The sequence below is a fragment of the Roseovarius sp. MS2 genome (assembly GCF_051447875.1).
Lineage (GTDB): Bacteria > Pseudomonadota > Alphaproteobacteria > Rhodobacterales > Rhodobacteraceae > Roseovarius > Roseovarius mucosus_A.
The window spans coordinates 2,387,832-2,411,639 of record NZ_JBKHVF010000001.1 but is presented as its reverse complement, the minus strand read 5'-3'; the positions used below and the strand labels follow the sequence as shown (position 1 = coordinate 2,411,639).

Here is a 23,808-nt window from a genome sequence, read left to right as displayed (position 1 = left end):
CACCTGCAGTTCCCCGTATCAGGCACGAATGTCCGCTAAAGGCCAGTCATATTACCGCGACCCGTAACAGCCTTGCCTTGCGACCGGATGGCTCAACATCCCCCTTCCCTCCACGCCCCTCCTCCCCTATCCCATCCCAAAACCTAGACCGCAGGAGACACCATGCAGAAAAGACCCTTGGGCCGGACCGGGATCGAGGTGAGCGCGCTCTGTCTTGGCTCGATGACATGGGGCTCGCAGAACACCCCGGCAGAGGGCCATGCCCAGATTGACCGCGCGCTGGAGCGGGGCGTGAATTTCATCGACACCGCCGAGATGTATCCCACCACCCCCATCAGTGCCGAAACCACCGGCCGCACCGAAGAAATCATCGGCGAGTGGATCAAAGCCTCCGGTCGGCGCGCGGATGTGATCCTCGCCACCAAACATTCCGGCAAGGGCTTCAAACACGCCCGCGACGGCGCGCCGATCACGGCGGGGTCAATCCCGCAGGCCATTGAGGGATCGCTGCGCCGCCTCAAGACCGATCATATCGACCTCTACCAATTCCACTGGCCCAACCGGGGCAGCTATATGTTTCGCCAGAACTGGGCCTTTGACCCCTCAGCCCAGAACCGCGCCGAGACAATCGCCCATATGGAGGAGACGCTTGAGGCCCTGCAACGCGAGGTCGCGCGCGGCACCATCCGCGCCTTCGGCCTCTCGAACGAGAGCGCCTGGGGCATGGCGCAATGGCTGCGGCTGGCCGAGGCGGGCCACGGCCCCCGCGCCGCCACGCTCCAGAATGAATACTCCCTCATGTGCCGCCTCTATGATACCGACCTTGCCGAACTCAGCGTCAACGAGGATGTGGGCCTTCTGGCTTTTTCACCCCTCGCGGCGGGGCTGCTCAGCGGCAAATATCAGGATGGCGCGCTGCCCACCGGCTCGCGCATGGCGATCAACGGCGATCTGGGCGGGCGCAAGACCCCGCGCGCGTTTGAGGCCGTCGCGGCCTATCATGACGTGGCGCAGAAACACGGCCTCGACCCCGTGCAACTGGCGCTTGCCTGGTGCCTCACGCGCCCCTTCCTTGCATCCGCCATCTTCGGGGCCACGGATATGGACCAACTTGATCTGGCGCTTGGCGCGGCGGACATCACGCTCGCCCCAGAGGTGCTGAGCGATCTCGACGCCACCCACAAGGCGCACCCGATGCCCTTCTGATCCCCCTACCGCTTGCGCCGCGCGCCGGGGGTCTTGGAATGAAACCCCGGCGGACGCTGCGCCACCCAAGCGATGAATTTCGCCAAACGCGGATGCGCGCGCAGCGCCTCGACAGTGGCATAACTGCGCGCCAATTCACCTTCCGTCAACGTCGCGTGAATCTCGCTGTGGCAAATCTGATGCAAACGCACCACCGGGCCCCCTTTGCCGCCCTTCAACTTGGGCACAAGGTGATGCAGGCTCTGGCGCGCCTCGGGCGGAATAGGGCGCAAGCAAAGCGGGCAAATGGGCCATTCCGACAGTTTAACTTGATCCTTTCGCAGCCTGCGGGCAAGAGGATGGCGTGTGCGGGACAAAAGGCAAGGGGTGTGTGATGGACGGGCAGCCAGAGATCATCGGGCAGGCACTGGGCTATGCGATGCAGGGCTGGGATCTGGCCAAGGGCTGGCTGCTTAGCCCCGCCGCCTGGTCGCAATTCGGGCTGCTGGTGGTGGCGTGGCTCTTGGCCGTGCTGATCACCCGCCGGATACGGCCCGCACTCGCCCGGTTTCTGACCCCCCCTGCAGAGCAAGAGAACATCATCGCCTCGGCGCGGCGGTTCATCTTTATGTTCCTGCCGCTCCTGATGCCGCTGCTCGCCTATGGCCTCACCGGCATCGGCGAAGGCGTCACCCGCTCGATCTTTGGCACAGGCGATGTCATCGCCTTTGGCAAGCGGCTGTTTCTCGTCCTCGCCGCCCGCCTCTTTGTGCGCGAAATCCTGACTGATCCGTTTCTGCGGGCGCTTGGCCGCTTCGTGCTGATGCCGGTGGCGCTGCTCTATCTCTTTGACCTGCTCGGTCTGGCCAATGAAAAACTTGCCGCGATATCGGTCGATCTGGGCAATATCAGCTTTTCGGCCCTCGCGCTCATTCGTGGTGCGGTCTCTGGCGCGCTGCTTTTCTGGCTTGGGCGCTGGTCCAACAGCCAATCCGAGGATTTTATCAAGCGCCAGCAGGAACTCCGCCCAGCCACCCGCGAACTGGCGATGAAGGCCAGCCAGATCGTGATCTTCGGCGCGGCCTTCCTGCTGCTGATGTCGATCATGGGCATCGACCTTACGGCGATTGCCGTCTTGGGCGGTGCGCTTGGCGTGGGCATCGGCCTTGGCCTGCAACAGATCGCGGCCAATTTCGTCTCGGGCGTGATCCTGCTGTTGGAGGGGCAGACGACCGTGGGCGATTACGTCGTGCTCGATGACGGATCAGAGGGCACCATCGTCAAAATGACCGCCCGCGCCGCCATTCTGGAGACCGTCGATGGGCGCTGGATCGTGGTGCCCAATGAGGATTTCATCACCTCCCGCGTGGTCAACTATTCCGACGCCGGCAAACGGCACCGCTATGAGGCGGCCTTTTCCGTCAGCTACGACACCGATATCACCCGGATTCCGGCCCTCGTGGAACCCGCCGTCGCCGCCGTGCCCGAGGTGCTGAAAGATGGCAAACACGCCCCCGAATGCGAACTCAAAGCCTTTGGCGAAAGCGGTGTGGATTTCTCGGTCGAATACTGGGTCGATGGGATCGAGGACGTGACCGGGAAATACCAATCCGACGTGCTTTTCGCGATTTGGAACGCCCTGCGCGCCGAAGGGGTCGAAATGCCCTATCCGCAGCGTGTGGTGCATCACCGGGGCCTGCCCACCCCCGCGATCCCCGCCGCATGACCGACGCGCTGGTCATCGGGGCCGGGCCTGCGGGCCTGATGGCGGCGCGCGAACTGGCGCGGGCCGGGCTGCGCGTGGTGGTGGCCGAGGCGAAACCCTCGGTGGGTCGCAAATTCCTGATGGCGGGCAAATCCGGGCTGAACCTGACCAAGGTGGAACCGTTTGAGGAGTTTCTCGCCGCCTACGGCCCCGGTGCCGACGCGCTGCGCCCGATGCTTGCCGCCTTTGGCCCCGACGCGGTGCAGGATTGGGCACGCACCTTGGGGCAAGAGGTGTTCACCGGCTCTACGGGTCGGGTCTTTCCAAAGGTGATGAAAGCCTCGCCGCTTCTGCGCAGTTTCCTTTCGGAATTAATGGGGCTTGGGGTTGAAGTCCGCACCCGCTGGCGCTGGTGCGGATGGGACAATGGCGCGATTTTCGACACGCCCGAGGGCGCGCGACGCCTGCACCCCACCGTGACCGTGCTGGCCTGCGGCGGCGCAAGCTGGGCGCGGCTTGGCTCGGACGGGGCATGGGCGGCGCATTTCGACGCCGCCACATTGGCCCCGTTTCGCCCCGCCAATATGGGCTTTCTCGTCGCGTGGTCGCCCCATATGGCGGCGCAATTCGGCCAACCGGTCAAAGGCGTGGAATTGCGCGCCGGGGCGCTGCGCTCACGCGGGGAATTTATCATTTCCAACCAAGGGCTCGAGGGCGGCGGGATCTATGAGGTCAGCTCAGCCTTGCGCGATGGCGCGCCGCTCACGCTCGATCTTTTGCCCGATCTCACCCCATCAGAGGTCGCGCAGCGCTTGGCCCGCACCAAGACCAGCGACAGCCTCAAGAACCGCCTGCGCAAGGCGTTTCGCCTCGATCCGGTGAAACTCGCGCTGGTGATGGAATTTGGCCGGGGGGCCAGCGATCTGCCTGCCTTGCTCAAAGGCCTGCCGGTGCCGCTCACGGGGCCGCGTCCGATGGATCAGGCCATCTCAACCGCAGGTGGGGTGCAGCTGAGCGCCCTCGATGCGGGCCTCATGCTGCGGGATCACCCCGGCGTATTCGCCGCCGGGGAAATGCTGGATTGGGAGGCCCCAACAGGTGGCTACCTGCTCACCGCCTGCCTTGCCACCGGCCTTTGGGCCGGGCAGCACGCCGCAGCTTTCGCTCAGGGCAGCGCCGCCGCCCGCTGACAGGCCGGGCGCTCGACCATCATCCCCATGTAATCCTTAAGCTTGTCGTCCGGATCGGCAAATCCGGCCTTGCCCGCCCACATCAGACAATGCACCAAGAGGATATCCGCAATGGTCATCGTCTCGCCTTGCAGAAACGGGCCGGTCAGCGCATCGGACAGGCGCGCAAGATTGCGCTCATATTCCCATTTGAGCGAGTCTTTCACCGCCGGCACCCGATGCTCTTCGGGCAGCACGAAACTATGCCGCGCCGCAGTCCAGAGCGTGCCGTCAATCTCGTCAAGAATCTGATGCGTCAGCGCATCCTGCCGCGCCCGCGCAACCGTGCCGGGGGCATGGGTGAATTGCCCATGCTTATCGGCCAGATATGTCATGATCGCGGCGGAATCGGTCAGCACCGCATCACCATCCCGCAGCGCCGGGATCTTGCCCGAAGGGTTTGCGGCCAGCGCCTCGGGCGACCGGGGCGCAACAGCCATGTGATTATAGCCGACCCCCATTTCCTCCAGCAACCACAGCACGCGAAAGGCGCGACTGGCCCGAGAGCCGATAACATCATACATGGCGATTTCCCTATTGAGTGTTGGTGCGGCACCATTGCCCAAAGGCTGACCCAAGGCAACGGGGGCAGCTCAGGCAACAGGCTGGATATCACGCACTCGTGTTCGGGCTGTCCGATCCCGCGTCTAGGAGGCTTGCCCCAAACTCCAGTACTCAAACAGTGCAGACTCGGCCCTAAGAACAAATCCCTTGATTTGGGAACAAAATCGTAAAACTTTTCGCTGACGTAGAAGGACTATTTGGCGAGGCCGGCTCGACATAACCGCGTTTGCATTTTGTACCGGATATTCAAAACATATGAGGAAACTAGGTGATAATCATATCTGGTGCCACGAAATCAGGCGAAGCCACCGTCTATAAATTGGTCTTGGGTTTACTTGATATTACCCATAATTCTGAATTGCGGGCGAGGCAAAAGACCCTGCTACGCTTACGAGATTTCGTTTCACCCGGGGGGCTGCTTCGAGCGGATACAGCCGCTTTCAATAAGGTCATCGACCAAAAGGATCCACAGAAGCTTGTTTTTCGGATGCAGGGCGAACTGTCGAAAGAGCTTGCCGCCAAATTCCTTGAGCATGGGGTTCGCGTGATCCGGGTTTCTCGGGATGCGGCAGGCATCGCAGATGCGATCATGCGGCATGCAACCCACTCGCGCCTCTTCGATGATCCAGAGTACATGCATTTTGCGACCACAGTCGAAAAAGAACATGCGATTGCGCAGGCTAGGGTAAGCCTTCGTAGCAATGGGTCATGGGCTCAACTCAGCAATGCACTAGACTTGAGGTTTGAGCATCTTGTGGCCGACCCTACAGAGGCCTTGTCCAGTCTCGCAAGGTTTCTGGGCCTGAACACGACCTCGGAAATTTTCTCCAGATCACTTGGCGCACTCACTGATATTCTTGACCAACCGTTGCGAGACGGAAATCTACCCGGAGAATTTCATGGGCTCATCTATGCACAAGGTCGGGTATTGGCAGCGGAGCAAGATAAGCAGGGACAGTGGTCAGCAAGTGTTGAAACTTACGCCCCCTCACCTGTGCAGGATGCACTTGGAGCCGCAGAGCTGATTGCGCATGATGGCGTTGCATTTCAACCTTTGAAAATTGCGCGCATGAACGGCGTTTTATCTTGGGAAATCAATTTATTGAATGGCTTTGGTCACGATGGTTCATGGCAGGTAGGAGACCTGATAAATCTCGAACCAATTTCAGTGTTTGGAGATGAACTCGGAGGGCAAACAGGTAAGGGAAGACCCTCTGGAACGGCCGTGCTGATGGAGCGGCGCGTTGTCGATAGTCGGCAGGTTATGCGATTTATGGTTCAGGACATTCCGATGGACAGTTTCTTTTACAATCAGTCAATCATGATAGACGGCATTTCGCTAACCATTGCAGATTTCGTTGGTGACCGAGAAATTGAGGTCAACCTTAAGGAACATACCTTGTCCCGAACAACCGTAGCCAAGTGGGAGCCGGGTCGGAGGGTCAAACTCGAACCCGATCGCCTATCGACGATCTTTTTCCCACCCAAGGTAGCCTGATGCTGTTCCAGCTTTCCGGTGGGGGAATGCAAAGGCCCTCCCTTCAAAAGTACGATCTGTCGCGGCATACCGCCCGGCCCCTTAACCCTACACTTCCCCCAAACCCGCACCGATGCAATACAGCCGCGATACCGCTCCGTAATTTTCTTAAATTTCCGTCTGTTAACCCAGATTCGCCCGGATCACCGCGCCGTGGCCAGCATCGCCAGCCGGATCAGTGCCCGCTCGACCAGTGCCATGTCGGGCGCGCGCTGTCCGGCGGAGCGCAGGGTGAGGTCGGTATCCGTCAGGATCGTCAGTGCCTGTTGCAAGCGCTCCGCGCCCCAGCCTTGCGCCTGCCGCAGCATCCGGTCGCGACGGGGCCCGAAAATGGGCGGGCGCATCCGGGCAATGCCCTGCGCCGCCCCTCCGGGGTCCGACGCAGCGGTATAGAGCGCCCGAAAATGCCGCGTGGCCCCGATGCACAGGCCAACAGGCTGGGTGCCCTGCGCCTTCAACCGCCGCATCACCGGGCCAATCTCGGCTGACCGCCCCTCTGCCACGATATTGAGGATGTCATCCAAATCCGCCTCGGTCGAGGCAGGGGCGCAGGCGGCGATATCCGCCGCATTCAGCGGCGTGGCGTCCCCCAACTTATAAAGCGCCAGCTTCTCAATGGTCTGACGAAAATCGCCCGGATCAAGATCGCGCGCCAGCGCTGTCAGATCGGCCATGACCGGCCCCGGCACATCGCGCAAACCGGCGCGGGCCAATGTGGCCTCGATCTCCTCTCGGCTGGGGGGATCGTCATAGATTCCAACCGCATAGGCATTGGGATGGCTCTCAAACGCCTTGCGAATTTTCGATGTCGCCTTGAGCGCGCCTGCGGTTACGATGATCTGGGCATCCCCCGCCTGCCAGTCGCTGAGCGCCGCAAGAATGGCATCGGCGGCGGTGTCATTGGCATCCTCGACAAAGGCCGCGCGCGGGCCGGGAAAGAACCCCTGCGCCTTGACCGCATCCAAGAGCGCGGCCGGGTCTTTGCGCAAGTCGCCCGCAGGCAGACGTGTCAGGCGCATTTCGGCATCCGCAGTAGGGCCGAGCAGCGCCGCGAGCATCTCTTGCCGCCTGAGCGCCACACGCATCGCATCCGCGCCATAGATCAGGATGCCGGTGCGCTGCGCCTCCGGCTTGGCGAAATAGCGGATAGCATCGCGCGGCGAGAGCTTCATTCCGGCTGAGGCAGGTCTGCGGCCAAGAGGCGGGTCAGCACTTGATCCGCCAGAATCGCCATCAACCGCGCCTCGGCGTCGCGCTCCGCTGCCTGCACCGCCACGGTCGTGCCGGTCGCGGAATAGCCGGTAAAGCTGGTGACTTCGCTCGAGGTGACAATCAGCCCCGTCTCAAGATCACGCAAGCTATAAGCCACTGTTCCCAATAGGTTAAAGCGGGATGCCACGTTATTGCGGTTGATCGCCATGGCCTGCGTGTTCAGCGTGACGACCGGGATCAGCGCATAGCGCGGATTGGCGGGCCTGCCCAACCGCGTCTCAATTTCTTGCGTCAAGAGATAGGACGCGCGGGTATCGGGGGCCTCCACGACCACCCGCCCCATCAGCGCCGTACCCGCCCCGCCCGGCCCATAGGCGGGCGCAAAACCGCACCCCGCCAGCAGGGCGAGGCCGGACATCAGGAAAAAGCGGCGGCTATACCACGACATTGACGATCCGTCCGGGGACGACGATGATCTTCTTGGGCTGGGCCCCGTCCAGCGCCTTGACCACAGCATTGTGGGCCAGCGCCAGTTTTTCAACCTCGGATTTCGGCATATCGGCCGGCACGGTGATTTCGCCCCGCCGTTTGCCGTTAATCTGAATGGGCAATATGACCGTCTCGTCGATCAGCATGGCCGGATCGGCGACCGGCCAAGGTGCTGTGGCAATCAGACCCTCACCGCCCAGCATCGCCCAGATATCCTCGGCCAGATGCGGGGTCATGGGCGACATAAGCTGCGCCAGCGTGCGGGCGGCGGTGGTTTTCGCCCCCGTCCCTGCCTGCGATTTCGCCAGCGTGTTGGTAAAGGCATAAAGCCGCGCAATCGCCGCGTTAAAGCCGAAACTGTCGATGCCCTTGGTCACCTCGTCGATGCATTTGTGCATCTCACGCAAAAGCGTGTCATCCTCCGGCGTGGCGGGCGCGTCGCTCGCCGCGATCTCGGCGGCAATGCGCCAAACGCGGCTCAGATGCCGATGCGCCGCCTCAGCGCCCGAGGCGGTCCATTCCACATCGCGCTCGGGCGGGCTGTCAGACAGGACAAACCAGCGCGCCGTATCGGCCCCGTATTGCGCGATAATGGTCGAGGGATCGACCACATTCTTCTTGGATTTCGACATCTTGGCAGAGGGGATGATTTCAACCGCCCGACCATCCGTCAGTTTGCCGTCCGTCACCTCTTCGGGCAGGTGATAGACGGGGCGCCCCGCCGCATCGCGGGTCTGGTAAATCTCATGCGTCACCATCCCTTGGGTGAACAACGCATCAAAGGGCTCAATCGCCTTCTGCGGCAAATGGCCGGTGATCTGCATCGCGCGGGCAAAGAACCGCGAATACAAGAGGTGCAGGATCGCGTGCTCGATGCCGCCGATATACTGGTCCACATTCATCCAATACTCAGCCTCGGCCATATCCGTGGGCGTCGCGGCATGGGGCGCGGTAAAGCGGGCGTAATACCAGCTTGAATCGACGAAAGTATCCATCGTGTCCGTCTCGCGCCGCGCGGGCGCGCCACAGCGCGGGCAGGCGCAATCGCGCCATGTCGGATGCCGATCCAGCGGATTGCCGGGGGCGTCAAAGGTGACATCATCGGGCAGGCGGATGGGCAGGTTTTCCTTGGCTTCCGGCACCACGCCGCAGGTGTCGCAATGCACCACCGGAATGGGGCATCCCCAATAGCGTTGGCGGCTCAGACCCCAATCGCGCAAGCGGAATTTCGTGACACCTTGGCCCACGCCATTGGCCTCACAGAAATCAATCGCGGCGTTGACACCCGTCTCGCCGGTCTGAATTTCATTCCCCGCCACCAGGCGCGTATACCGCACAGCTTCCGATTTGAGCGGCACATAGGGCGCCGCCTGAATGTCATGGTCGCCCTCGACCGGCAGGAAGGTATCGACAATGGGCAAATCATATTTGCGCGCAAAATCATGGTCGCGCAGATCATGCCCCGGACAGCCGAAAATAGCGCCCGTGCCATAGTCCATGAGGATGAAATTGGCGATATAGACCGGCAATTCCCATGCGGTATCAAAGGGATGGCGCACACGCAGCCCGGTGTCGAACCCCAGCTTCTCGGCCTTCTCGATCGCCTCGGCGGTGGTGCCGCCCTTGCGCGCCTCGGCGCAGAACGCCGCCACATCTTCGCGCTCGGCCTCAAGCCGCTTGGCCAGCGGGTGATCCGGCGAAATCCCCACAAAGGATGCCCCCATCAGCGTATCGGGCCGGGTGGTGTACACCTCGACCCGGTCATGCCCCTCTGGCCCGTCAATCAGACCAAAAGCAAATTGCAGCCCGCGCGATTTACCGATCCAGTTCTCCTGCATCAGCCGCACCTTGGCGGGCCAATTGTCGAGGGTATCGAGCGCCTCAAGCAGATCCTCGGCGTGGTCCGAAATGCGGAAGAACCATTGCGTCAGTTCGCGCCGCTCCACATCCGCGCCCGAGCGCCAGCCCTTGCCGTCAATCACCTGCTCATTGGCCAGAACGGTCATATCGACCGGGTCCCAGTTCACCACCGCATTCTTGCGATAGACCAGCCCATGTTCGAGAAAATCCAGAAACAGCGCCTGTTGCTGGCCATAGTATTCCGGATCGCAGGTGGCGAATTCGCGGGACCAGTCGATGCTCAGGCCCAAGGGCTTCATCTGGGCGCGCATGTCGGCGATATTGGCGTAGGTCCAGTCCTTGGGATGGCCACCGCTCGCCATGGCCGCATTCTCTGCGGGCATGCCAAAGGCATCCCAGCCCATCGGATGCAAGACGTTATGCCCGGTGGCAATCTTATAACGCGCCACCACATCGCCCATGGTGTAATTGCGCACATGGCCCATGTGGATACGCCCCGACGGATAGGGGAACATTTCCAGCACGTAATATTTCGGCCGTGTCTCATCGCGGCGCGCACGAAACACATCGCCCGCCTCCCAGGCGGATTGCCATTTCGCTTCGACGTCACTGGCGGCATAGCGCGACATGGGGCGCACCTCTTACTGATAGGGTTGTTGCAGGGGGTGATAGGCGGTTGGCGCGCGCGGGTCCAGTGGGGGCGCGTAAAAATGCAAGGGGTTTGCGTGGGCCGATCGCCTGATTATAACCACGAACAACCTTTGAAGTGCGGACACCTATGAAAATCCTTTTTATCCATCAGAATTTTCCCGGCCAATACAAACATCTGGCCCCGCTTCTGGCCCAGCAGGGGCATAACTGCGTGGCGCTGACCCTGCGGGTCAAAGAGGCCATGAAATGGCAAGGCGTGCAGGTGATCCCCTATGCCCTGCCCAAACGTAACGGGCAAAGCCTGCATCCCTGGCTGGTCGATCTCGATACCAAGGTCACGCGCGCCGAGGCGTGCTGGCAGGCGGCGGTAGACCTGCGCGCAAAGGGCTATACGCCCGATCTCATTCTGGCCCATCCCGGCTGGGGAGAGTCGCTTTTCCTGCGCGATGTCTGGCCCACGGCCAAGCTGGGCCTGTATTGCGAGCTCTATCACCTCGCGGGCTATCCGCATCTCAACTTCGATCCCGAATTCGCCTCAAAAAACATCGAGGCCGAAGCCCTGCGCATCCGGATGAAGAACATCAACAATCACCTGCATTTCGAGACTGGGCACGCCGGAATCAGCCCGACCCAGTTTCAGGCCGATACCTTTCCCAGCCCCTTCCGCGAGCGGATCACGGTCAGCCATGATGGCATCGACACGGTTCAGGCCGCCCCCCTGCCCGATGTCCGCCTGACCATCGAAGGGCAGTGCGACGTGACCCGCGCAGATGAGGTGATCACCTTTGTAAACCGCAATCTAGAGCCCTATCGCGGCTATCATGTCTTCATGCGCGCCCTGCCCCGCCTCTTGCGCGAGCGGCCCAATGCAACGGTGCTGATTGTCGGCGGGGACGAGGTGAGCTATGGGGCCCGACCCCCCAAGGGGCAGACATGGAAGCAGATTTTCATTGATGAGGTGCGCGCGCAGATTTCAGATGAAGATTGGGCGCGGGTCCGGTTTCTTGGGCGCATCCCTTATGATCAGTTCCTGCGGCTTTTGCAGGTCAGCCGGGTGCATGTCTACCTTACCTATCCCTTTGTCCTCAGTTGGTCCCTGATGGAAGCGATGTCTTGTTCCGCCGCGATAGTCGCAGGCGATACCGCCCCGGTGCGCGAGGTCATCACCCATGGCGAGACCGGGCGGCTCGTGGATTTCTTTGACCGCGAGGCGCTGGTGGATGAGATTTGCGCCTTGTTGGAGGATGCCGGAGCACGGGCGCAGTTGGGCAAGACCGCGCGCGAACTGATCCGCGCGCGCTATGATCTGCGCGGCATCTGCCTGCCGCGTCAGCTTCGCTGGGTCGAGGATCTGGCCTCCGCCGGGTGATCCCGGCGGCACAGGTCGTGGTCGGCTAAAGACGCCAGCACATAACAATCGCGTGCCGCCCCCTCGCCCGTGCATCCCTCTGCAATGCGCGCCAACTCGGTCTCAAGTGCGCGCAATCGCCGGATTTTCTCCCGCACCGCCCCAAGCTGACCTTGCGCGATTCGGGTGGCCGACCCACACCCGCGGTCGGGGTGATCCTGCAACTCGATCAGCGCCGCAATCGCCTCGAGTGAGAACCCCAGATCGCGGGCATGGCGGATGAACCCCAACCGCTCCAGCTCTGCCCGCCCGTAGCGCCGCTGATTGCCCGCACTGCGCAGAGGCACAGCAATCAGGCCACGGGATTCATAATAGCGGATGGTGGGCACCTTGACGCCCGTGCGCGCCGACAGCTCGCCAATCGACAAAAACATCCCGAAACCCCCTTGAAGCTCTAGTTACTAGAGAGATTACATTGCCCCTGACGCAAATGCAAAGGAGGTGCAGCATGGCGGGATGTTGTGGCCATGAGGCCCAGTTCGATGGGCTCTCAGCCGCCTACAAGCAACGGCTCTGGATCGTGATCGCCCTCAATGCCGCGATGTTCGGGGTGGAAATGGCCGCAGGCCAAGCCGCACAATCGCAGGCACTCAAGGCCGATGCGCTGGATTTTCTGGGCGATGCCCTGACCTATGGGCTGTCTTTGGCCGTGATCGGTGCCAGCCTCCGGGTGCGGGCTACGGCGGCGCTGTTCAAGGGTCTCAGCCTCATGGCGATGGGGCTGTGGGTGCTGGGCAGCACCGTCTATCGCGTGATCTATCTGGGCGTGCCACAGGCCGAGATTATGGGCAGCATCGGGTTTCTTGCCCTCATGGCGAATGTTGCAAGCGTGCTCTTGCTCAGGGCCTACAAGGATGGCGATGCCAATGTCCGCTCAGTCTGGCTCTGTTCGCGCAACGATGCCATCGGCAATGTGGCGGTGATGGTCGCAGCGCTTGCGGTTTGGGGCACCGAGACCGGATGGCCCGACCTGATCGTGGCCGGGCTCATGGCGGGCCTTTTTGTCAACTCGTCGCAACAGATCATCCGGCAGGCGCTAACAGAGCGCCGCCATGCCAAGGGGGTCCTCAGAACCGCGCCGCATTGATCCGCAATTGCCGAGCGCGGTTGAGAATCGCATCCTCGACCGCGCGCTCGGTTGCGGCATCCACCGAACCGCCCCGCGTTTGCAGCGCAACGTTGAGGGACCGCGCGTCAAGGGCCGGGTCGCTGATCAGAATGGTGGCGCGATAGGCCTGCCCGCCCCCCGGTGGGGTGCCATAGCCCGTTGAAATCACGCCGGTAAAGGGATCGGCGGCCTCAATCGGCAGGAAATCCAACACCTGCAGAGACGCCGTCCAGAGAAAGCGGTTGACCTTGACGGTGTCCCTCGCCCCACGAAACGAATCCAGCAGAGAGCCTTCATTCGCGGCCGCCTGTCTTTCTCTGCCGCCTTTAACGCGCATGGCCTCTGGGTCCAAGGTCGCATTCTGGAACGCGCCGCAGCCGCTCAGAAGCACGAGACTGGCCAGCGTCAGGCCGAAGATCTTGAAACGCGAATGGGTCATGGCACCGTCCGGGATTGTTTCCATCCCTACTATCCAAGCCGGGGCTAAGGGGCAAGCCGTTTGACGGTCTGTCGCGCACTTGTGCGGGGGGTGGCCCCTGTGGCATGCAAGAACAACGCAATGAATGAGGACGATTATGGGTCTGAGCGAAATCAGGGCACGGATGGACAAGGCCTGCACCGCAGCTGGGCGTGCGCCGCAGGATGTGGAATTGATCGCCGTCTCCAAGGTGCAGCCCGCAGAGCGCGTCGCCGCTGTGCTGGATCAAGGACACCGCGTGTTCGGCGAAAACCGGGTGCAAGAGGCAGCCGGGCGATGGCCAGCCTTTCAGGACCGCTACACCGACATAGTCTTGCATCTCATCGGCCCCTTGCAGAGCAACAAGGCACGGCAGGCGATGGAGATGTTTCAGGCCATCCATTCCGTCGACCGCCCCAAAATCGCACAGGGCATCGCGCGGCTGGCGCAGGAAATGGGGCGCTGCCCGGACCTTTTCCTTCAGGTCAACACTGGCGAAGAGCCGCAAAAGGCGGGCGTTCTGCCACAAGAGATTGATGGGTTTGTGGCCGAGTGCCGCGCGCTCGATCTGCCGGTCAAAGGGCTGATGTGCATCCCCCCGGTCGAAGAAGAACCCAGCCTGCATTTCGCCCTGCTGGCGAAAATGGCGGCGCGCAACGGGCTTTCGGGCCTTTCGATGGGCATGAGCGGCGATTTCGAGAGCGCGATTGCGCAGGGGGCCACGCATATCCGCGTTGGCTCTGCGATCTTCGGAGAACGCGACTACGGCTAGGCCGACACGCGCATTTGTTGTCAGGTCGGGCGCGCTGGTGTAGTGTTTTCCAGGTAGAAACGGATTGCATCGGAGACACCAATGCGCCTTTTATCTCTATCGCTTGCCGCTCTTGCCTTGTCTGCCACCACGGCTGCGGCCGAATTCACGATATCCTTTGACTGGGGCAATATCCCTGCCTGCCGCACCGGCAAGCCCAATACGGTCGGCAGCCCCGCCTTTGTGCTGCGCGGGGTTCCGGCTGGCACCACATCCATCGAATTCTCCCTCAAGGATCGCGATGCGCCCAACTACAACCACGGCGGCGGGCGCCTGAAGGTAGGAAGCGACGGGCAATTGCCCTTCGGAGCCTTCAAATACAAAAGCCCCTGTCCGCCGGGCGGTGTGCATACCTATGTCTGGACCGCCACAGCGCGCGCCGACAAAAAGGTTCTGGCCCGCGCCACGGCAAGCCGAAAATATCCCGAATAGGTATCAGCGCGGCGGCACGATCAATCGCGCGCCAAAGGTAATCTGCTGCGCGATATGGAGCAGGTGATCGGGGCGCAGCCCGATACAGCCTGCGGTGGGATAGCCCGGTCGCCGCCAACGATGAACAAAGATGCACGATCCCCGCCCCCGCACCGCCTGCGGCCAATTCCAATCGGTGATCAACACCAGATCATAAAGCGGGTCGGCGCGGCGTAGCACCTCATGGCTATGCGGATAGGGCGCGCGCACCATAAGGTTGTAATCCGCGTCGCCAGGATCGTCCGACCACAGATCACCGGGCCGGATCGGCACCGCCCAATCGGTGGGCCGCGCCATGCGGTCAGGGCGATAGAGCAGCCCCACGATGCGATGCGCGCCCACCGGCGTCGCCCCATCCCCTTCGCGCTTGCGCGCCGATACCCCGCCACGCCCGATGGTGCAGGGATAGCGCCGCCCACGAAACCGCAGGCCAAGTGGGGTAAGAACCAGATCATCAGGCGTCATGGCCCCTTTCTGCCTGATCCCTCAGGGCGGGCCAAGCGCGAAGTGCAGGCCCTGCTTTCTTCTTGGTGCAAATACTCAAAATTCCCCCTCTCCCCTGGCCACCGCAGATGGTGGCAAGACGCGCGCGCCGCCTCTATATTGGGGCAAAGACAGGGGGAACCGGACCATGCGACATCTGATAGGCCTCATCGGGGCGCTTCTCATGCTGGGCACCATCCCGGCGCAGGCCGAGCGTGGAGCGCTCAGCGCGCATGTGTTTGGCAATTCTCTGGTGCATCACCTCAGCGACGATCCGGCCACCAATGTGCCCTACTGGCTGGCGCGACTGGCACAGGCAGGAGGGCGCGATCTGACCCTGTCGGGGCAATGGGGGTTTCTGCGCGACTTTGCCACGCAGGGCATCGCCCCCAACTGGTCCTTTGACGGTGTGACAGCCCGGCGCGGTGCCGCTGATACCGTGCTCATTACGCCGGCTAATTTCATTCAATATCAATCGCCTGATGCCGCGTTTGAGGGGGACAACCCTGACAATGCCAGCCCGGTTTCGGTAACCCTTGAGGTCATCGACCGCGCCACCGCCGACTGGCCCGGCGCGCGCATCGTGATCTACGAAGGCTGGCCCGACATGGGCGGCTTTACCCGTGGCTTTCCGCCTTCGGATCGCAATCTGCGGCGCTGGCACGGCTACGCGCTCAGCGATTATCACGACTGGTTTCGTGATTATGTGGCCGGTTTGCAGGCGGCGCGCCCCGGCATCGAGATCACGCTTCTGCCGGTCTCATCCGTGCTCTCCGGCCTGCAAACCGGCCTGTTAGAGGAGATGCCCGTCGAAGCGCTCTATTCCGATGACGCCCCGCACGGCACCGCCACGCAATATTTTCTGGCCGCGCTCGTGGCGTATAGCGCGCTCTATGAAACGCCGGCACCGACCGGGTTTGCGCTCCCCGACATCTTGCATCCGCTGGTGCGCGACACCTATCCCCGCCTGACCGAAGAAGTGGCCCAAGCGCTCGGCCTGCGCGACACCACCCAAGCGAGCCCCCCCGGCGCAAGCGGTGGCCACGGCAGGCATCTCATCCGGCGCAGGCCTCGCCAACCCAAGCCTGGGCATGGGCCTGAACGGCATCGCGGATTGGTCGAGCCAGCATCCTTTCGTCGATGTGATGAAAACCGCGCGCCCTTGGGTCGGCCATAGCGCCGACCAATGGGGCGCCTTCACCACCGAGACGTTATTGGCGGGGGGCTATCTCGACGCCTTCGGCTGGCCCTTGGCCCTGCCCGACGGAGCCAAGGCGCTCGAGGCCTTCATCCTGACCGATCAGCCCGCCGCCGCCACGCATCTGAAAGGGCGCTATGTGCTGCGCTATACGGGCACCGGGCTGATCCGGGTCGTCGGCCGCGCCGATAATGTCCGGTATGACTATGGCAAACGTGAGGTGCGCTTCGATGTGACACCCGGCGATGGTCCGGTGGCGCTCAGCCTGCTTGAGACAGATCCGGCCGACCCCCTGCGCGACATCACCGTGGTGCGCGAGGATCAATTGGCACTGCATGACTTGGGCGTGATCTTCAACCCGCTCTGGATCGAGAAAGTGGCCGATCTGCGCGTGATCCGCTTCATGGACTGGATGTTCACCAATGGCGCGCCACAGGTCACATGGGAAGATCGCCCCCTGCCCCAAGACGCCACCTATGTCTGGCGCGGCGCGCCGCTCGAGGTGATGGTCGCGCTCGCCAATCAGATCGGTGCTGACCCTTGGGTGAACATGCCGCATATGGCCGATGATGGCTATATCCGGGGCTCTGCCGCCTATCTGCGCGATCATCTCGCCCCCGACCTCAAGGCGCATGTGGAATATTCCAACGAGGTCTGGAATTTCATGTTTCCTCAAACGGTCTGGGCCCGTGATCAAGCGCTGGCGCTCTGGGGCGACGCGGCGGGGGACGATGCCTGGATGCAATTCGCGGGCCTGCGCGCCGCGCAGATGGCCGATATCTGGCGCGCGGAATTCACCGGCCAAGAAAAACGGCTAGCGATCGTCGTGGGCACCCATACCGGCTGGCCGGGGCTGGAAGAGCCGCTCTTGATGGCCCCTCTGGCCCTTGCGCAAGGGCAGTTGACCGCGCCACCTGTCACCCGCTTTGACGCCTATGCCGTCACCGGCTATTTCGGCTTTGACTTGGGCGGCGAGGATCAGCTTGGCACCATTCAGGGCTGGATCGCCACCAGCGCGGCCATCGCCCGCGCCAAGGCGGTCGAACTCGGCGCGGACCCCGAGGCGTATCTGGCCGCACATCGCTATGATCTTGCCTATGATCTGGCCGCCGAGGCGCTGCGCCGGGGCTCCTTGGGGGAATTGCTGCGCGATATCCTGCCCTATCACGCCGGGATCGCCGCCCAGCACGGCCTGCGACTGGTGATGTATGAGGGCGGCACGCATGTGGTGGGGCATGGGGCCGTGGTCGAGAATGACGCGCTGACCGAGTTCTTCATCGGCTTCAATTACAGCCCACAGATGGGCGTGCTTTATGACGAATTGCTAAGCGGCTGGACAGCTGCAGGCGGCACGCTTTTCAACGCGTTCGTCGATGTCGCCGCCCCCTCGAAATGGGGCAGTTGGGGCGCGCTCCGGCATCTCGACGATACGACCCCTCGCTGGGACGCGTTGATGCGGGCCAATGCGCAGGCACCGGAATGGGATGCGGACCGCGCGACGGGCACATTCCTGCACGGCCGAACCGAGGTCGCCGGGCCAGAGGGCGCACGGCTTGAGGGCACGGCCAAGGCCGATATCCTGCTCGGCGCGGCCGGGGATGATGTGTTTGTGGGCAATGGCGGCCATGACCGCATCCACGGCGGCGCGGGCCGTGATCTGGCAATCCTGCCCGGAGACCGCGAAACCTATGGCATCGGGCGCGACGGCGCGCGGGTGATCCTTGAAGGACCGCAAGGGGCGGTCGTGCTGGTCGATGTCGAAACGGTGGAATTCGCCGACACACCCGGTCAAGCGGTGGCGCTCAGTGATTTGATGTAGGGCCGCGCGCGGAATCAAGGCGCGAAGCGCCGCCGCGCGATCGCTGGGCCGTCCTGCGTTACCCCTGCACCCCCCCAAGAAACCCCTTGATCTCTTCCGCAACGCCCCTCGCATGGCTGATCGGGCCCATATGCCCCGCGCCCTGCACCACCACGCGCAGCGCCTCTGGTATGCGCGCCATCAGCCCCGCATTGATCGCGGCAATGATCGCCGGCGAGGCGCTGCCCTCCATCAACAGAACCGGCACGCTGATCCGCGTCAACGCGCCGCTCGACAGCATCCCGCCCGCATCGCCATAAAGCGCATCGGTCGCGGCCTCGATCAGCGGCATCTGCGCCGCCATCGCCGCGCGCGCGCCCTCAGGCAGTGCGGTCCAGCCGCGCCGGTCGCCCCAAACGCGGGTAAACCCTTCGGCGGCGCGCAGAAAATCCCCTGCCGCCATGCCCGCCGCATACTCGGCCATTTCGGCCTCGTGGCCTGCGCGCAAACCGGGCTGATCGTGCAGACCCACGGCAAAAAACACCGGCTCATAAAGGATCAGCGTGCGCACCAGATCCGGACGCTCGACCGCCAGCCGCAACGCCACCGTCGCGCCGAACGAATGCCCGATGATATCCGTGGGTGCCTCCAGCAAGCCCGCCGCCATCGCGGTGCTGACTGCCTGAATCTCACCGTCGCCGGTCCAGGCCGCGCTTTGCCCATGCCCCGGCAGATCGAACGCGGTAAGGCGCAGCGCGCCGCCCAACTCGCGCGCCAGCGGCCCCCAACTGCCGCTATGCGACAGCGAGCAGTGGATCGCCAAGGCATGCCGAGGCCCATGGCCCAGCTCTGTCCAATGGGTCGGAAACCCGCCCCTTACCCCCTGCGGCATGGGATCAGAGCTTGCCCGCCAGATGCAGATCAAGATCCTCAAGCCGGTCCTGACCCCAGAAACTCTGACCGCTATCCACCACATAGAAGGGCGCACCAAACACGCCAGCCGCCACCGCCTCTTCGAGGTTGGCGGCATAGGTTTCCGCCCCGCTGAGCAATCCCTTGTCCGCCAAGGCCGGATCGAAACCGGCGCGTTCAAGGCAATCGCGGATCACCTCATCCTCGGCGATGTTGCGCTCTTCCGCCCAGCAGGCCCGCAGAATGGACTGCACCAGCCCCCCAGATCACCACCCCCCGCCGCCTGCGCGGCGATAATGGCATAGGAGGACGGCGCAGGATTGGTGGGCCAGAACGCAGGTTTAAGCGTCAGCGCCATACCGCGTTTCTTGGCCTGACGCGGCAATTCCTGATTGCGATAGGCGGTGCGGATGGGGTGCCGGTCCGCAGGTGCGGCACCGCCCGTGCGCGCAAACAGCGCCATGATATCGAGCGGTTTATAGCTGAGGCTGGCCCCATGCCGCGCCGCAATCTCTTCTAACCCCGCGCCCGCCAGATAGGCATAGGGCGAGAGGGTTGAAAAATAATAGTCGATATGGGCCATTTCGGCACGTTCCTTTGCTGCATCGCTTTGCCTGAGCATGACCACATGCTAAGCGGTGTCAACATCACGAATCTGTCATATTGCACAGCCGGGGACCCCATCATGCCAGCCACATCGCAACCGAAGCTCATTTCGGGCAATGCCAACCTGCCGCTTGCCACGGCGATTGCCCGGCGGATGTCGATGCATCGCGGGGTCAATGTGGGCTTGGTCGACGCCCGTGTCGAACGCTTCAACGATCAGGAAATCTTTGTCGAGGTCTACGAGAATGTGCGCGGCGAGGATATGTTCATCATCCAGCCCACCTCGAACCCAGCCAATGACAACCTGATGGAGCTTCTGATCATGGCCGACGCGCTGCGCCGGTCGTCGGCGGCGCGGATCACCGCCGTAATCCCCTATTTCGGCTACGCCCGTCAGGATCGCCGCTCCAAGGCGCGCACGCCGATTTCGGCGAAACTTGTCGCCAATATGATCGTCGAGGCCGGGGTAGAACGCGTGCTGACCATGGACCTGCACGCCGCGCAGATTCAGGGCTTTTTCGATATTCCGGTGGATAACCTCTACGCTTCCCCGATCTTTGCGCTCGACATCATGACCCAGTTCAAGGGCCGGATGCAGGATGTGATGGTGGTCTCGCCCGACGTGGGCGGTGTGGCGCGCGCGCGCGAGCTGGCCAAGCGGATCACCGCCCCTCTCTCGATCGTGGACAAGCGCCGCGAAAAGGCGGGCGAAGTGGCGGAAATGACCGTGATCGGCGATGTGACAGACAAAATCTGCATCATTGTTGACGACATGTGCGACACCGCCGGCACGATGTGCAAAGCGGCCGAAGTGCTGATGGAAAACGGCGCATCCGAGGTACATGCCTATACCACCCATGGCGTCATGTCTGGACCGGCGGTCGAGCGGATCACCAAATCCGTTCTGAAATCCATGGTCATCACCGACACGATCCTGCCCACCGAGGCGGTGCGTGCCACGCCCAACATCCGCATCATCCCGACAGCCCCCGTCTTTGCCCAAGCCATCCTGAACATCTGGAATGGCACGAGCGTGTCGTCGCTCTTTGACACGCCGACGCTCGAGCCGGTCTATGAGGGACAGTTTGGCGGCTAAGCCAGCCGCGCCCGAACGCGGCGCGTGACGGGCATGGAGCCGTGGATCGTTCTCTCGATTGCAGCGGCAGCGTTCCAGACGCTGCGTTTCATGCTGCAAAAACACCTGAGCATGGGCGCGCTCAGCGCAGGCGGCGCAACGCTGGCGCGGTTTTTCTACTCAGCACCTTTCGTGGTGGCGCTCTCGTTGGTCTATCTGGCTGCAACCGGTGCCACTTGGCCGGGCTACACCCCGCTGTTCTGGGCCTATGCGATTTCGGGCGGGCTGGCGCAGATTCTCGCGACATGGTGCGTGGTGGCGCTCTTTGCAGAGCGCAATTTCGCCGTGGGCATCACCTTCAAGAAAACCGAAGTGGTGCAGACGGCCCTTGTCGGCCTTGTGATTCTGGGGGATCAAATCACGTGGCTGGGCCTTGGCGCGATCCTCTTGGGGCTGATTGGTGTGCTGATCCTGTCGGAAACGCCGGGATTTGAAGGGCGTTGGTGGCGGCGCTTTGGCAATCGTGCCGCAGCGCTTGGGCTGGCCTCAGGCGCGTTCTTTGCGGTCTCTGCCGTGGGCTATCGCGGTGCCACGCTAGAGATTGCCAGCGCAGACCCGCTATTGCGGGCCGGTCTGTCGCTGATGATGGTGACGGTGATGCAGGCCGTCGCCCTCACGCTTTGGCTGATGTGGCGCGAACCGGGCCAGGTGGGGCGCGTCATCGCAGCGCGGCGCACGGCAGTCTGGATGGGGCTGACCGGAATGGCGGGCAGCCTCTGCTGGTTCACCGCCTTCACGCTCCAAAACGCGGCGATGGTCTTTGCGGTCGGACAGGTCGAGGTGATCTTTTCGCTCTTCGCCTCGGTGCTTTTCTTTGGCGAGCGCATCACCCGGCGCGAGGGCTGGGGCATTGCGCTGATCACGCTCTCGGTGATCGCGGTGGTGGCGCTTAGGTAAGGTGCGTTTGGCCCCTAGCGTTAAGCCGCGCGGTGCCCGACCGCGGGAGGGCGCTGCAACAGAAGTGATGGGCAGTTTATGCCTGCCAAGTATTCCGCGGGTTCAATGAGATGAGCCGCTGCAAAGGCGCCCGCCCGGGGGGCGGTCGGGCGCCGCGCGGCGGTGCCTGCGGCACCTTGATTCCGCGCAAGAGGAAACTCGGGGAGGTCCCACGTCACCCAGACGCCGCGCCCTTCAGCCGCAAGAACAGGCTCTCTTCGTCATCATTGCGAAAGAACGGCACCGATACAGGCGGATTGCGGTCATGCGCCCGCGCCGTGACCTCTGCCAGCACCACCTCGGTGATGAACGGCAGATCAAACCGGCGCGCCTCTTCCAGGGGAATCCACTGCAAGTGGCTTAATTCTTCGCAGGCAGCGGAAAAATCATCCGGGTCCCCCGCCAACGCCTCGGCATGCACCAAAAAGAACCGCGCATCGAACCGGCGCGGACGCCCCGGCGGGGTGATGGCGCGAAACACGAATTGCAGCTGATCGGCCACCGGCACCAGACCGCGCGCGGCAAAGCCTTGCCAATCACCGGGCACATCACCCGGCCATGCGCCGGGCATTCCAAGCGCCAAACCAGTTTCTTCCCACAACTCGCGGATGGCGGCGGCGGCAATCGCATGGCTCAGATCGCGCTCACAATCCTCGGTCAGGCGCGCAGCGCAAAGCGGCGGCAAGGGGCGCACAAGCGGAATTTCGGCATCGCCCGCATCCACCGCCCCTCCGGGAAAGACGAATTTGTTGGGCATAAACGCCGCTTCGGCCCCGCGCTGCCCCATCAGAACATGCGGCCGCTCTGGATCACGCAGCACAATGACGGTTGCGGCGTCTCGAATAGCGGTCTTGTCGATTGCGCTCATGCCTGCCCCTTTGCGGCGGGGCTAGTGGCTCTCTTTGAACCCATGCATCAGCCGCGCCCATTGAAAGGCCACAATGGCCCCCTTCAATCGGGGCAAAAGGTAGAGCGACAGCGCGATGGTGCCAATAGCGAATATCGTGAACAGCACCAAAGGCTCGGGCCGGAACTGTACAAAGGCAATATGCAGCAGCGGTGCCATCAGATGCCCCACGATCAGAATCGTCAGATAGGCCGGGCCATCATCAGCGCGCGCATGGCTCAGATCCTCGCGGCACACAGGGCAGGTATCGCGCAGCTTGAGATAGCTGCTCAGAAGCGGGCCACTGCCACAGTTCGGGCATTTCCGGGAAAACCCCCGGCGCACCGCAGGCCAAAGGGCGCGGTCAGTCTGTGTCATCGTCGTATCGCCCATGAGAAGCCTCGCTTTGCGTTTGCGCAAACATGGCGCACGCGGGACATAGAGGAAAGATGACAGACCGTCCTTGCGGCGCGATGTCGCAAAGCCTGCACCGCGTCTGCAAAAAATTTCATCCCTTGCGACGGAGCGGCCCGCGCCCCGCGTAAGAGACCTTAGAAACGCCCCAACGATCCGGGCGCTTCACGACAAGGCATCAAATCCCTGAGGGAGAGACGATAATGCAAAAGACAGTTCTGATGGTGGGCCTGACAGCGGCGATTCTGGCCGGTGGGCTCAGCGTGGCACAGGCCGACAGCCACAAGGGCAAGATGGGCAAAGGCATGGGCATGCAGCACAGCTTTGAAGAGCTGGACGCCGATGCCGATGGCAAGATCACGCCAGAAGAGATGGCCAACCACATGCAGGCGCGGTTCGAAGGTGCCGATAGCGATGGCGACGGGGCCCTGTCCAAGGACGAGCTGGTCGCCCGCATGACTGAACGTCAGGCCGAGCGCATGGCCGCCTATGCCGATCACATGATTGAGCGGCACGATGCCAACAGCGATGGCATGCTCAGCCCCGACGAGATGCAGGCGCGCAACAAGGGCAAAATGTTCGAAAAGATGGACGCCGATGGCGATGGCGCGATTTCCGAGGAAGAGTTTTCCCAGATGCGCGCCCAGCACGGCAAGCATCACGGCATGATGAAAGACAATAAGGCCAGCGAGTAACATCTTGCGGCGCGGGGATACCCCCGCGCCGGGCCTCTGGTCAGGGGCCGATCCGAAG

The 23,808-nt window shown here is 62.7% G+C and carries 24 protein-coding genes and 1 pseudogene; 13 read left to right on the top strand and 12 right to left on the bottom strand.

Annotation, left to right across the window (positions count from 1 at the left end):
• Nucleotides 1–162 precede the first annotated feature (162 nt).
• A complete protein-coding gene (locus tag ACLGGT_RS11825) occupies nucleotides 163–1,206 on the top strand; it encodes an aldo/keto reductase (RefSeq protein ID WP_437196227.1) in 1,044 nt (347 codons plus the stop codon).
• A 5-nt stretch (nucleotides 1,207–1,211) separates the two neighbouring features.
• Here the strand turns inward: ACLGGT_RS11825 and ACLGGT_RS11820 are convergent, their stop codons facing one another.
• Complete coding sequence (locus tag ACLGGT_RS11820) at nucleotides 1,212–1,478, bottom strand: HNH endonuclease (RefSeq protein ID WP_437196226.1); 267 nt, start codon at nucleotides 1,476–1,478, stop codon at nucleotides 1,212–1,214.
• Between the two features lie 101 nt (nucleotides 1,479–1,579).
• Here ACLGGT_RS11820 and ACLGGT_RS11815 point away from each other — a divergent pair, with 101 nt between their 5' ends.
• Both ACLGGT_RS11815 and ACLGGT_RS11810 read left to right on the top strand, forming a co-directional pair.
• Nucleotides 1,580–2,911 (top strand): mechanosensitive ion channel family protein, encoded by a 1,332-nt coding sequence (locus ACLGGT_RS11815; RefSeq protein ID WP_437196224.1) that lies wholly within the window; start codon nucleotides 1,580–1,582, stop codon nucleotides 2,909–2,911.
• A complete protein-coding gene (locus tag ACLGGT_RS11810) occupies nucleotides 2,908–4,080 on the top strand; it encodes a TIGR03862 family flavoprotein (protein ID WP_437196223.1) in 1,173 nt (390 codons plus the stop codon). Before ACLGGT_RS11815 ends, ACLGGT_RS11810 begins: the two co-directional genes overlap by 4 nt.
• On the opposite strand, the gene ACLGGT_RS11805 is transcribed toward ACLGGT_RS11810, so the two are convergent.
• Nucleotides 4,056–4,643, bottom strand: a complete 588-nt coding sequence (locus ACLGGT_RS11805; RefSeq protein ID WP_437196222.1) for a glutathione S-transferase family protein — start codon at nucleotides 4,641–4,643, stop codon at nucleotides 4,056–4,058. The genes ACLGGT_RS11810 and ACLGGT_RS11805 overlap by 25 nt on opposite strands.
• A gap of 308 nt (nucleotides 4,644–4,951) precedes the next feature.
• On the opposite strand from ACLGGT_RS11805, the gene ACLGGT_RS11800 reads away from it, so the two are divergent.
• Nucleotides 4,952–6,181, top strand: coding sequence for a sulfotransferase domain-containing protein (locus tag ACLGGT_RS11800; RefSeq protein ID WP_437196220.1), 1,230 nt, complete (start codon nucleotides 4,952–4,954; stop codon nucleotides 6,179–6,181).
• 182 nt (nucleotides 6,182–6,363) lie between these two features.
• On the opposite strand, the gene holA is transcribed toward ACLGGT_RS11800, so the two are convergent.
• Genes holA through leuS form a run of 3 tightly spaced genes read right to left on the bottom strand, consistent with a single transcriptional unit; the run spans nucleotide 6,364 to nucleotide 10,410 of the window.
• Nucleotides 6,364–7,392, bottom strand: coding sequence for a DNA polymerase III subunit delta (gene holA, locus ACLGGT_RS11795; RefSeq protein ID WP_151978479.1), 1,029 nt, complete (start codon nucleotides 7,390–7,392; stop codon nucleotides 6,364–6,366).
• Nucleotides 7,389–7,880: an LPS assembly lipoprotein LptE gene (gene lptE, locus ACLGGT_RS11790; RefSeq protein WP_437196218.1), complete on the bottom strand. Its 492-nt coding sequence runs from the start codon at nucleotides 7,878–7,880 to the stop codon at nucleotides 7,389–7,391. The genes holA and lptE overlap by 4 nt, the downstream gene beginning before the upstream one ends.
• Nucleotides 7,867–10,410 (bottom strand): leucine--tRNA ligase, encoded by a 2,544-nt coding sequence (leuS, locus tag ACLGGT_RS11785; RefSeq protein ID WP_437196216.1) that lies wholly within the window; start codon nucleotides 10,408–10,410, stop codon nucleotides 7,867–7,869. The genes lptE and leuS overlap by 14 nt, the downstream gene beginning before the upstream one ends.
• Before the next feature lie 149 nt (nucleotides 10,411–10,559).
• Here leuS and ACLGGT_RS11780 point away from each other — a divergent pair, with 149 nt between their 5' ends.
• Nucleotides 10,560–11,801, top strand: coding sequence for a glycosyltransferase (locus tag ACLGGT_RS11780; protein WP_422002506.1), 1,242 nt, complete (start codon nucleotides 10,560–10,562; stop codon nucleotides 11,799–11,801).
• On the opposite strand, the gene ACLGGT_RS11775 is transcribed toward ACLGGT_RS11780, so the two are convergent.
• Nucleotides 11,762–12,214: a MerR family transcriptional regulator gene (locus ACLGGT_RS11775; protein WP_008279821.1), complete on the bottom strand. Its 453-nt coding sequence runs from the start codon at nucleotides 12,212–12,214 to the stop codon at nucleotides 11,762–11,764. The two genes, ACLGGT_RS11780 and ACLGGT_RS11775, sit on opposite strands and share 40 nt — an antisense overlap.
• Before the next feature lie 74 nt (nucleotides 12,215–12,288).
• On the opposite strand from ACLGGT_RS11775, the gene ACLGGT_RS11770 reads away from it, so the two are divergent.
• Entirely contained in the window at nucleotides 12,289–12,927 is a 639-nt protein-coding gene (locus ACLGGT_RS11770; protein ID WP_008279820.1) for a cation transporter, read from the top strand.
• Here ACLGGT_RS11770 and ACLGGT_RS11765 read toward each other — a convergent pair.
• Nucleotides 12,908–13,411, bottom strand: coding sequence for a DUF3576 domain-containing protein (locus tag ACLGGT_RS11765; protein WP_008279819.1), 504 nt, complete (start codon nucleotides 13,409–13,411; stop codon nucleotides 12,908–12,910). The two genes, ACLGGT_RS11770 and ACLGGT_RS11765, sit on opposite strands and share 20 nt — an antisense overlap.
• A gap of 112 nt (nucleotides 13,412–13,523) precedes the next feature.
• On the opposite strand from ACLGGT_RS11765, the gene ACLGGT_RS11760 reads away from it, so the two are divergent.
• The gene (locus tag ACLGGT_RS11760) at nucleotides 13,524–14,177 is read left to right on the top strand and encodes a YggS family pyridoxal phosphate-dependent enzyme (protein WP_437197415.1); all 654 of its coding nucleotides are present in this window, start codon (nucleotides 13,524–13,526) and stop codon (nucleotides 14,175–14,177) included.
• 81 nt (nucleotides 14,178–14,258) lie between these two features.
• Nucleotides 14,259–14,648, top strand: a complete 390-nt coding sequence (locus ACLGGT_RS11755; protein WP_151978468.1) for a YbhB/YbcL family Raf kinase inhibitor-like protein — start codon at nucleotides 14,259–14,261, stop codon at nucleotides 14,646–14,648.
• A 3-nt stretch (nucleotides 14,649–14,651) separates the two neighbouring features.
• On the opposite strand, the gene ACLGGT_RS11750 is transcribed toward ACLGGT_RS11755, so the two are convergent.
• Nucleotides 14,652–15,152 (bottom strand): L,D-transpeptidase family protein, encoded by a 501-nt coding sequence (locus ACLGGT_RS11750; protein WP_437196214.1) that lies wholly within the window; start codon nucleotides 15,150–15,152, stop codon nucleotides 14,652–14,654.
• Nucleotides 15,153–15,318: 166 nt separating this feature from the next.
• Between ACLGGT_RS11750 and ACLGGT_RS11745 the strand changes: the two genes are divergently transcribed.
• Nucleotides 15,319–16,347 (top strand): hypothetical protein, encoded by a 1,029-nt coding sequence (locus ACLGGT_RS11745; RefSeq protein ID WP_437196213.1) that lies wholly within the window; start codon nucleotides 15,319–15,321, stop codon nucleotides 16,345–16,347.
• A complete protein-coding gene (locus ACLGGT_RS11740; RefSeq protein ID WP_437197414.1) occupies nucleotides 16,262–18,187 on the top strand; it encodes a hypothetical protein in 1,926 nt (641 codons plus the stop codon). Before ACLGGT_RS11745 ends, ACLGGT_RS11740 begins: the two co-directional genes overlap by 86 nt.
• Nucleotides 18,188–18,245: 58 nt before the next feature.
• Here ACLGGT_RS11740 and ACLGGT_RS11735 read toward each other — a convergent pair whose 3' ends face one another.
• Together ACLGGT_RS11735 and ACLGGT_RS11730 are read right to left on the bottom strand one after the other, a co-directional pair.
• Nucleotides 18,246–19,100 (bottom strand): alpha/beta fold hydrolase, encoded by an 855-nt coding sequence (locus ACLGGT_RS11735; protein WP_437196211.1) that lies wholly within the window; start codon nucleotides 19,098–19,100, stop codon nucleotides 18,246–18,248.
• Nucleotides 19,063–19,661 (bottom strand): annotated as a pseudogene (locus ACLGGT_RS11730) (2-hydroxychromene-2-carboxylate isomerase). The gene ACLGGT_RS11735 and the pseudogene ACLGGT_RS11730 overlap by 38 nt, the downstream one beginning before the upstream one ends.
• Before the next feature lie 102 nt (nucleotides 19,662–19,763).
• Between ACLGGT_RS11730 and ACLGGT_RS11725 the strand changes: the two are divergent.
• Nucleotides 19,764–20,780 carry a ribose-phosphate pyrophosphokinase gene (locus tag ACLGGT_RS11725; RefSeq protein ID WP_037297258.1) on the top strand — a complete coding sequence of 339 codons (1,017 nt, stop codon included), beginning with the start codon at nucleotides 19,764–19,766 and terminating at the stop codon, nucleotides 20,778–20,780.
• A gap of 33 nt (nucleotides 20,781–20,813) precedes the next feature.
• Nucleotides 20,814–21,716, top strand: a complete 903-nt coding sequence (locus ACLGGT_RS11720; RefSeq protein WP_437197413.1) for an EamA family transporter — start codon at nucleotides 20,814–20,816, stop codon at nucleotides 21,714–21,716.
• A gap of 214 nt (nucleotides 21,717–21,930) precedes the next feature.
• Here ACLGGT_RS11720 and ACLGGT_RS11715 read toward each other — a convergent pair whose 3' ends face one another.
• Both ACLGGT_RS11715 and ACLGGT_RS11710 read right to left on the bottom strand, forming a co-directional pair.
• Complete coding sequence (locus ACLGGT_RS11715; RefSeq protein ID WP_437196210.1) at nucleotides 21,931–22,623, bottom strand: NUDIX hydrolase; 693 nt, start codon at nucleotides 22,621–22,623, stop codon at nucleotides 21,931–21,933.
• 21 nt (nucleotides 22,624–22,644) lie between these two features.
• The gene (locus ACLGGT_RS11710) at nucleotides 22,645–23,034 is read right to left on the bottom strand and encodes a DUF983 domain-containing protein (protein WP_008279809.1); all 390 of its coding nucleotides are present in this window, start codon (nucleotides 23,032–23,034) and stop codon (nucleotides 22,645–22,647) included.
• A 224-nt stretch (nucleotides 23,035–23,258) separates the two neighbouring features.
• On the opposite strand from ACLGGT_RS11710, the gene ACLGGT_RS11705 reads away from it, so the two are divergent.
• Entirely contained in the window at nucleotides 23,259–23,750 is a 492-nt protein-coding gene (locus ACLGGT_RS11705) for an EF-hand domain-containing protein (protein WP_437196208.1), read from the top strand.
• Nucleotides 23,751–23,808 lie beyond the last annotated feature (58 nt).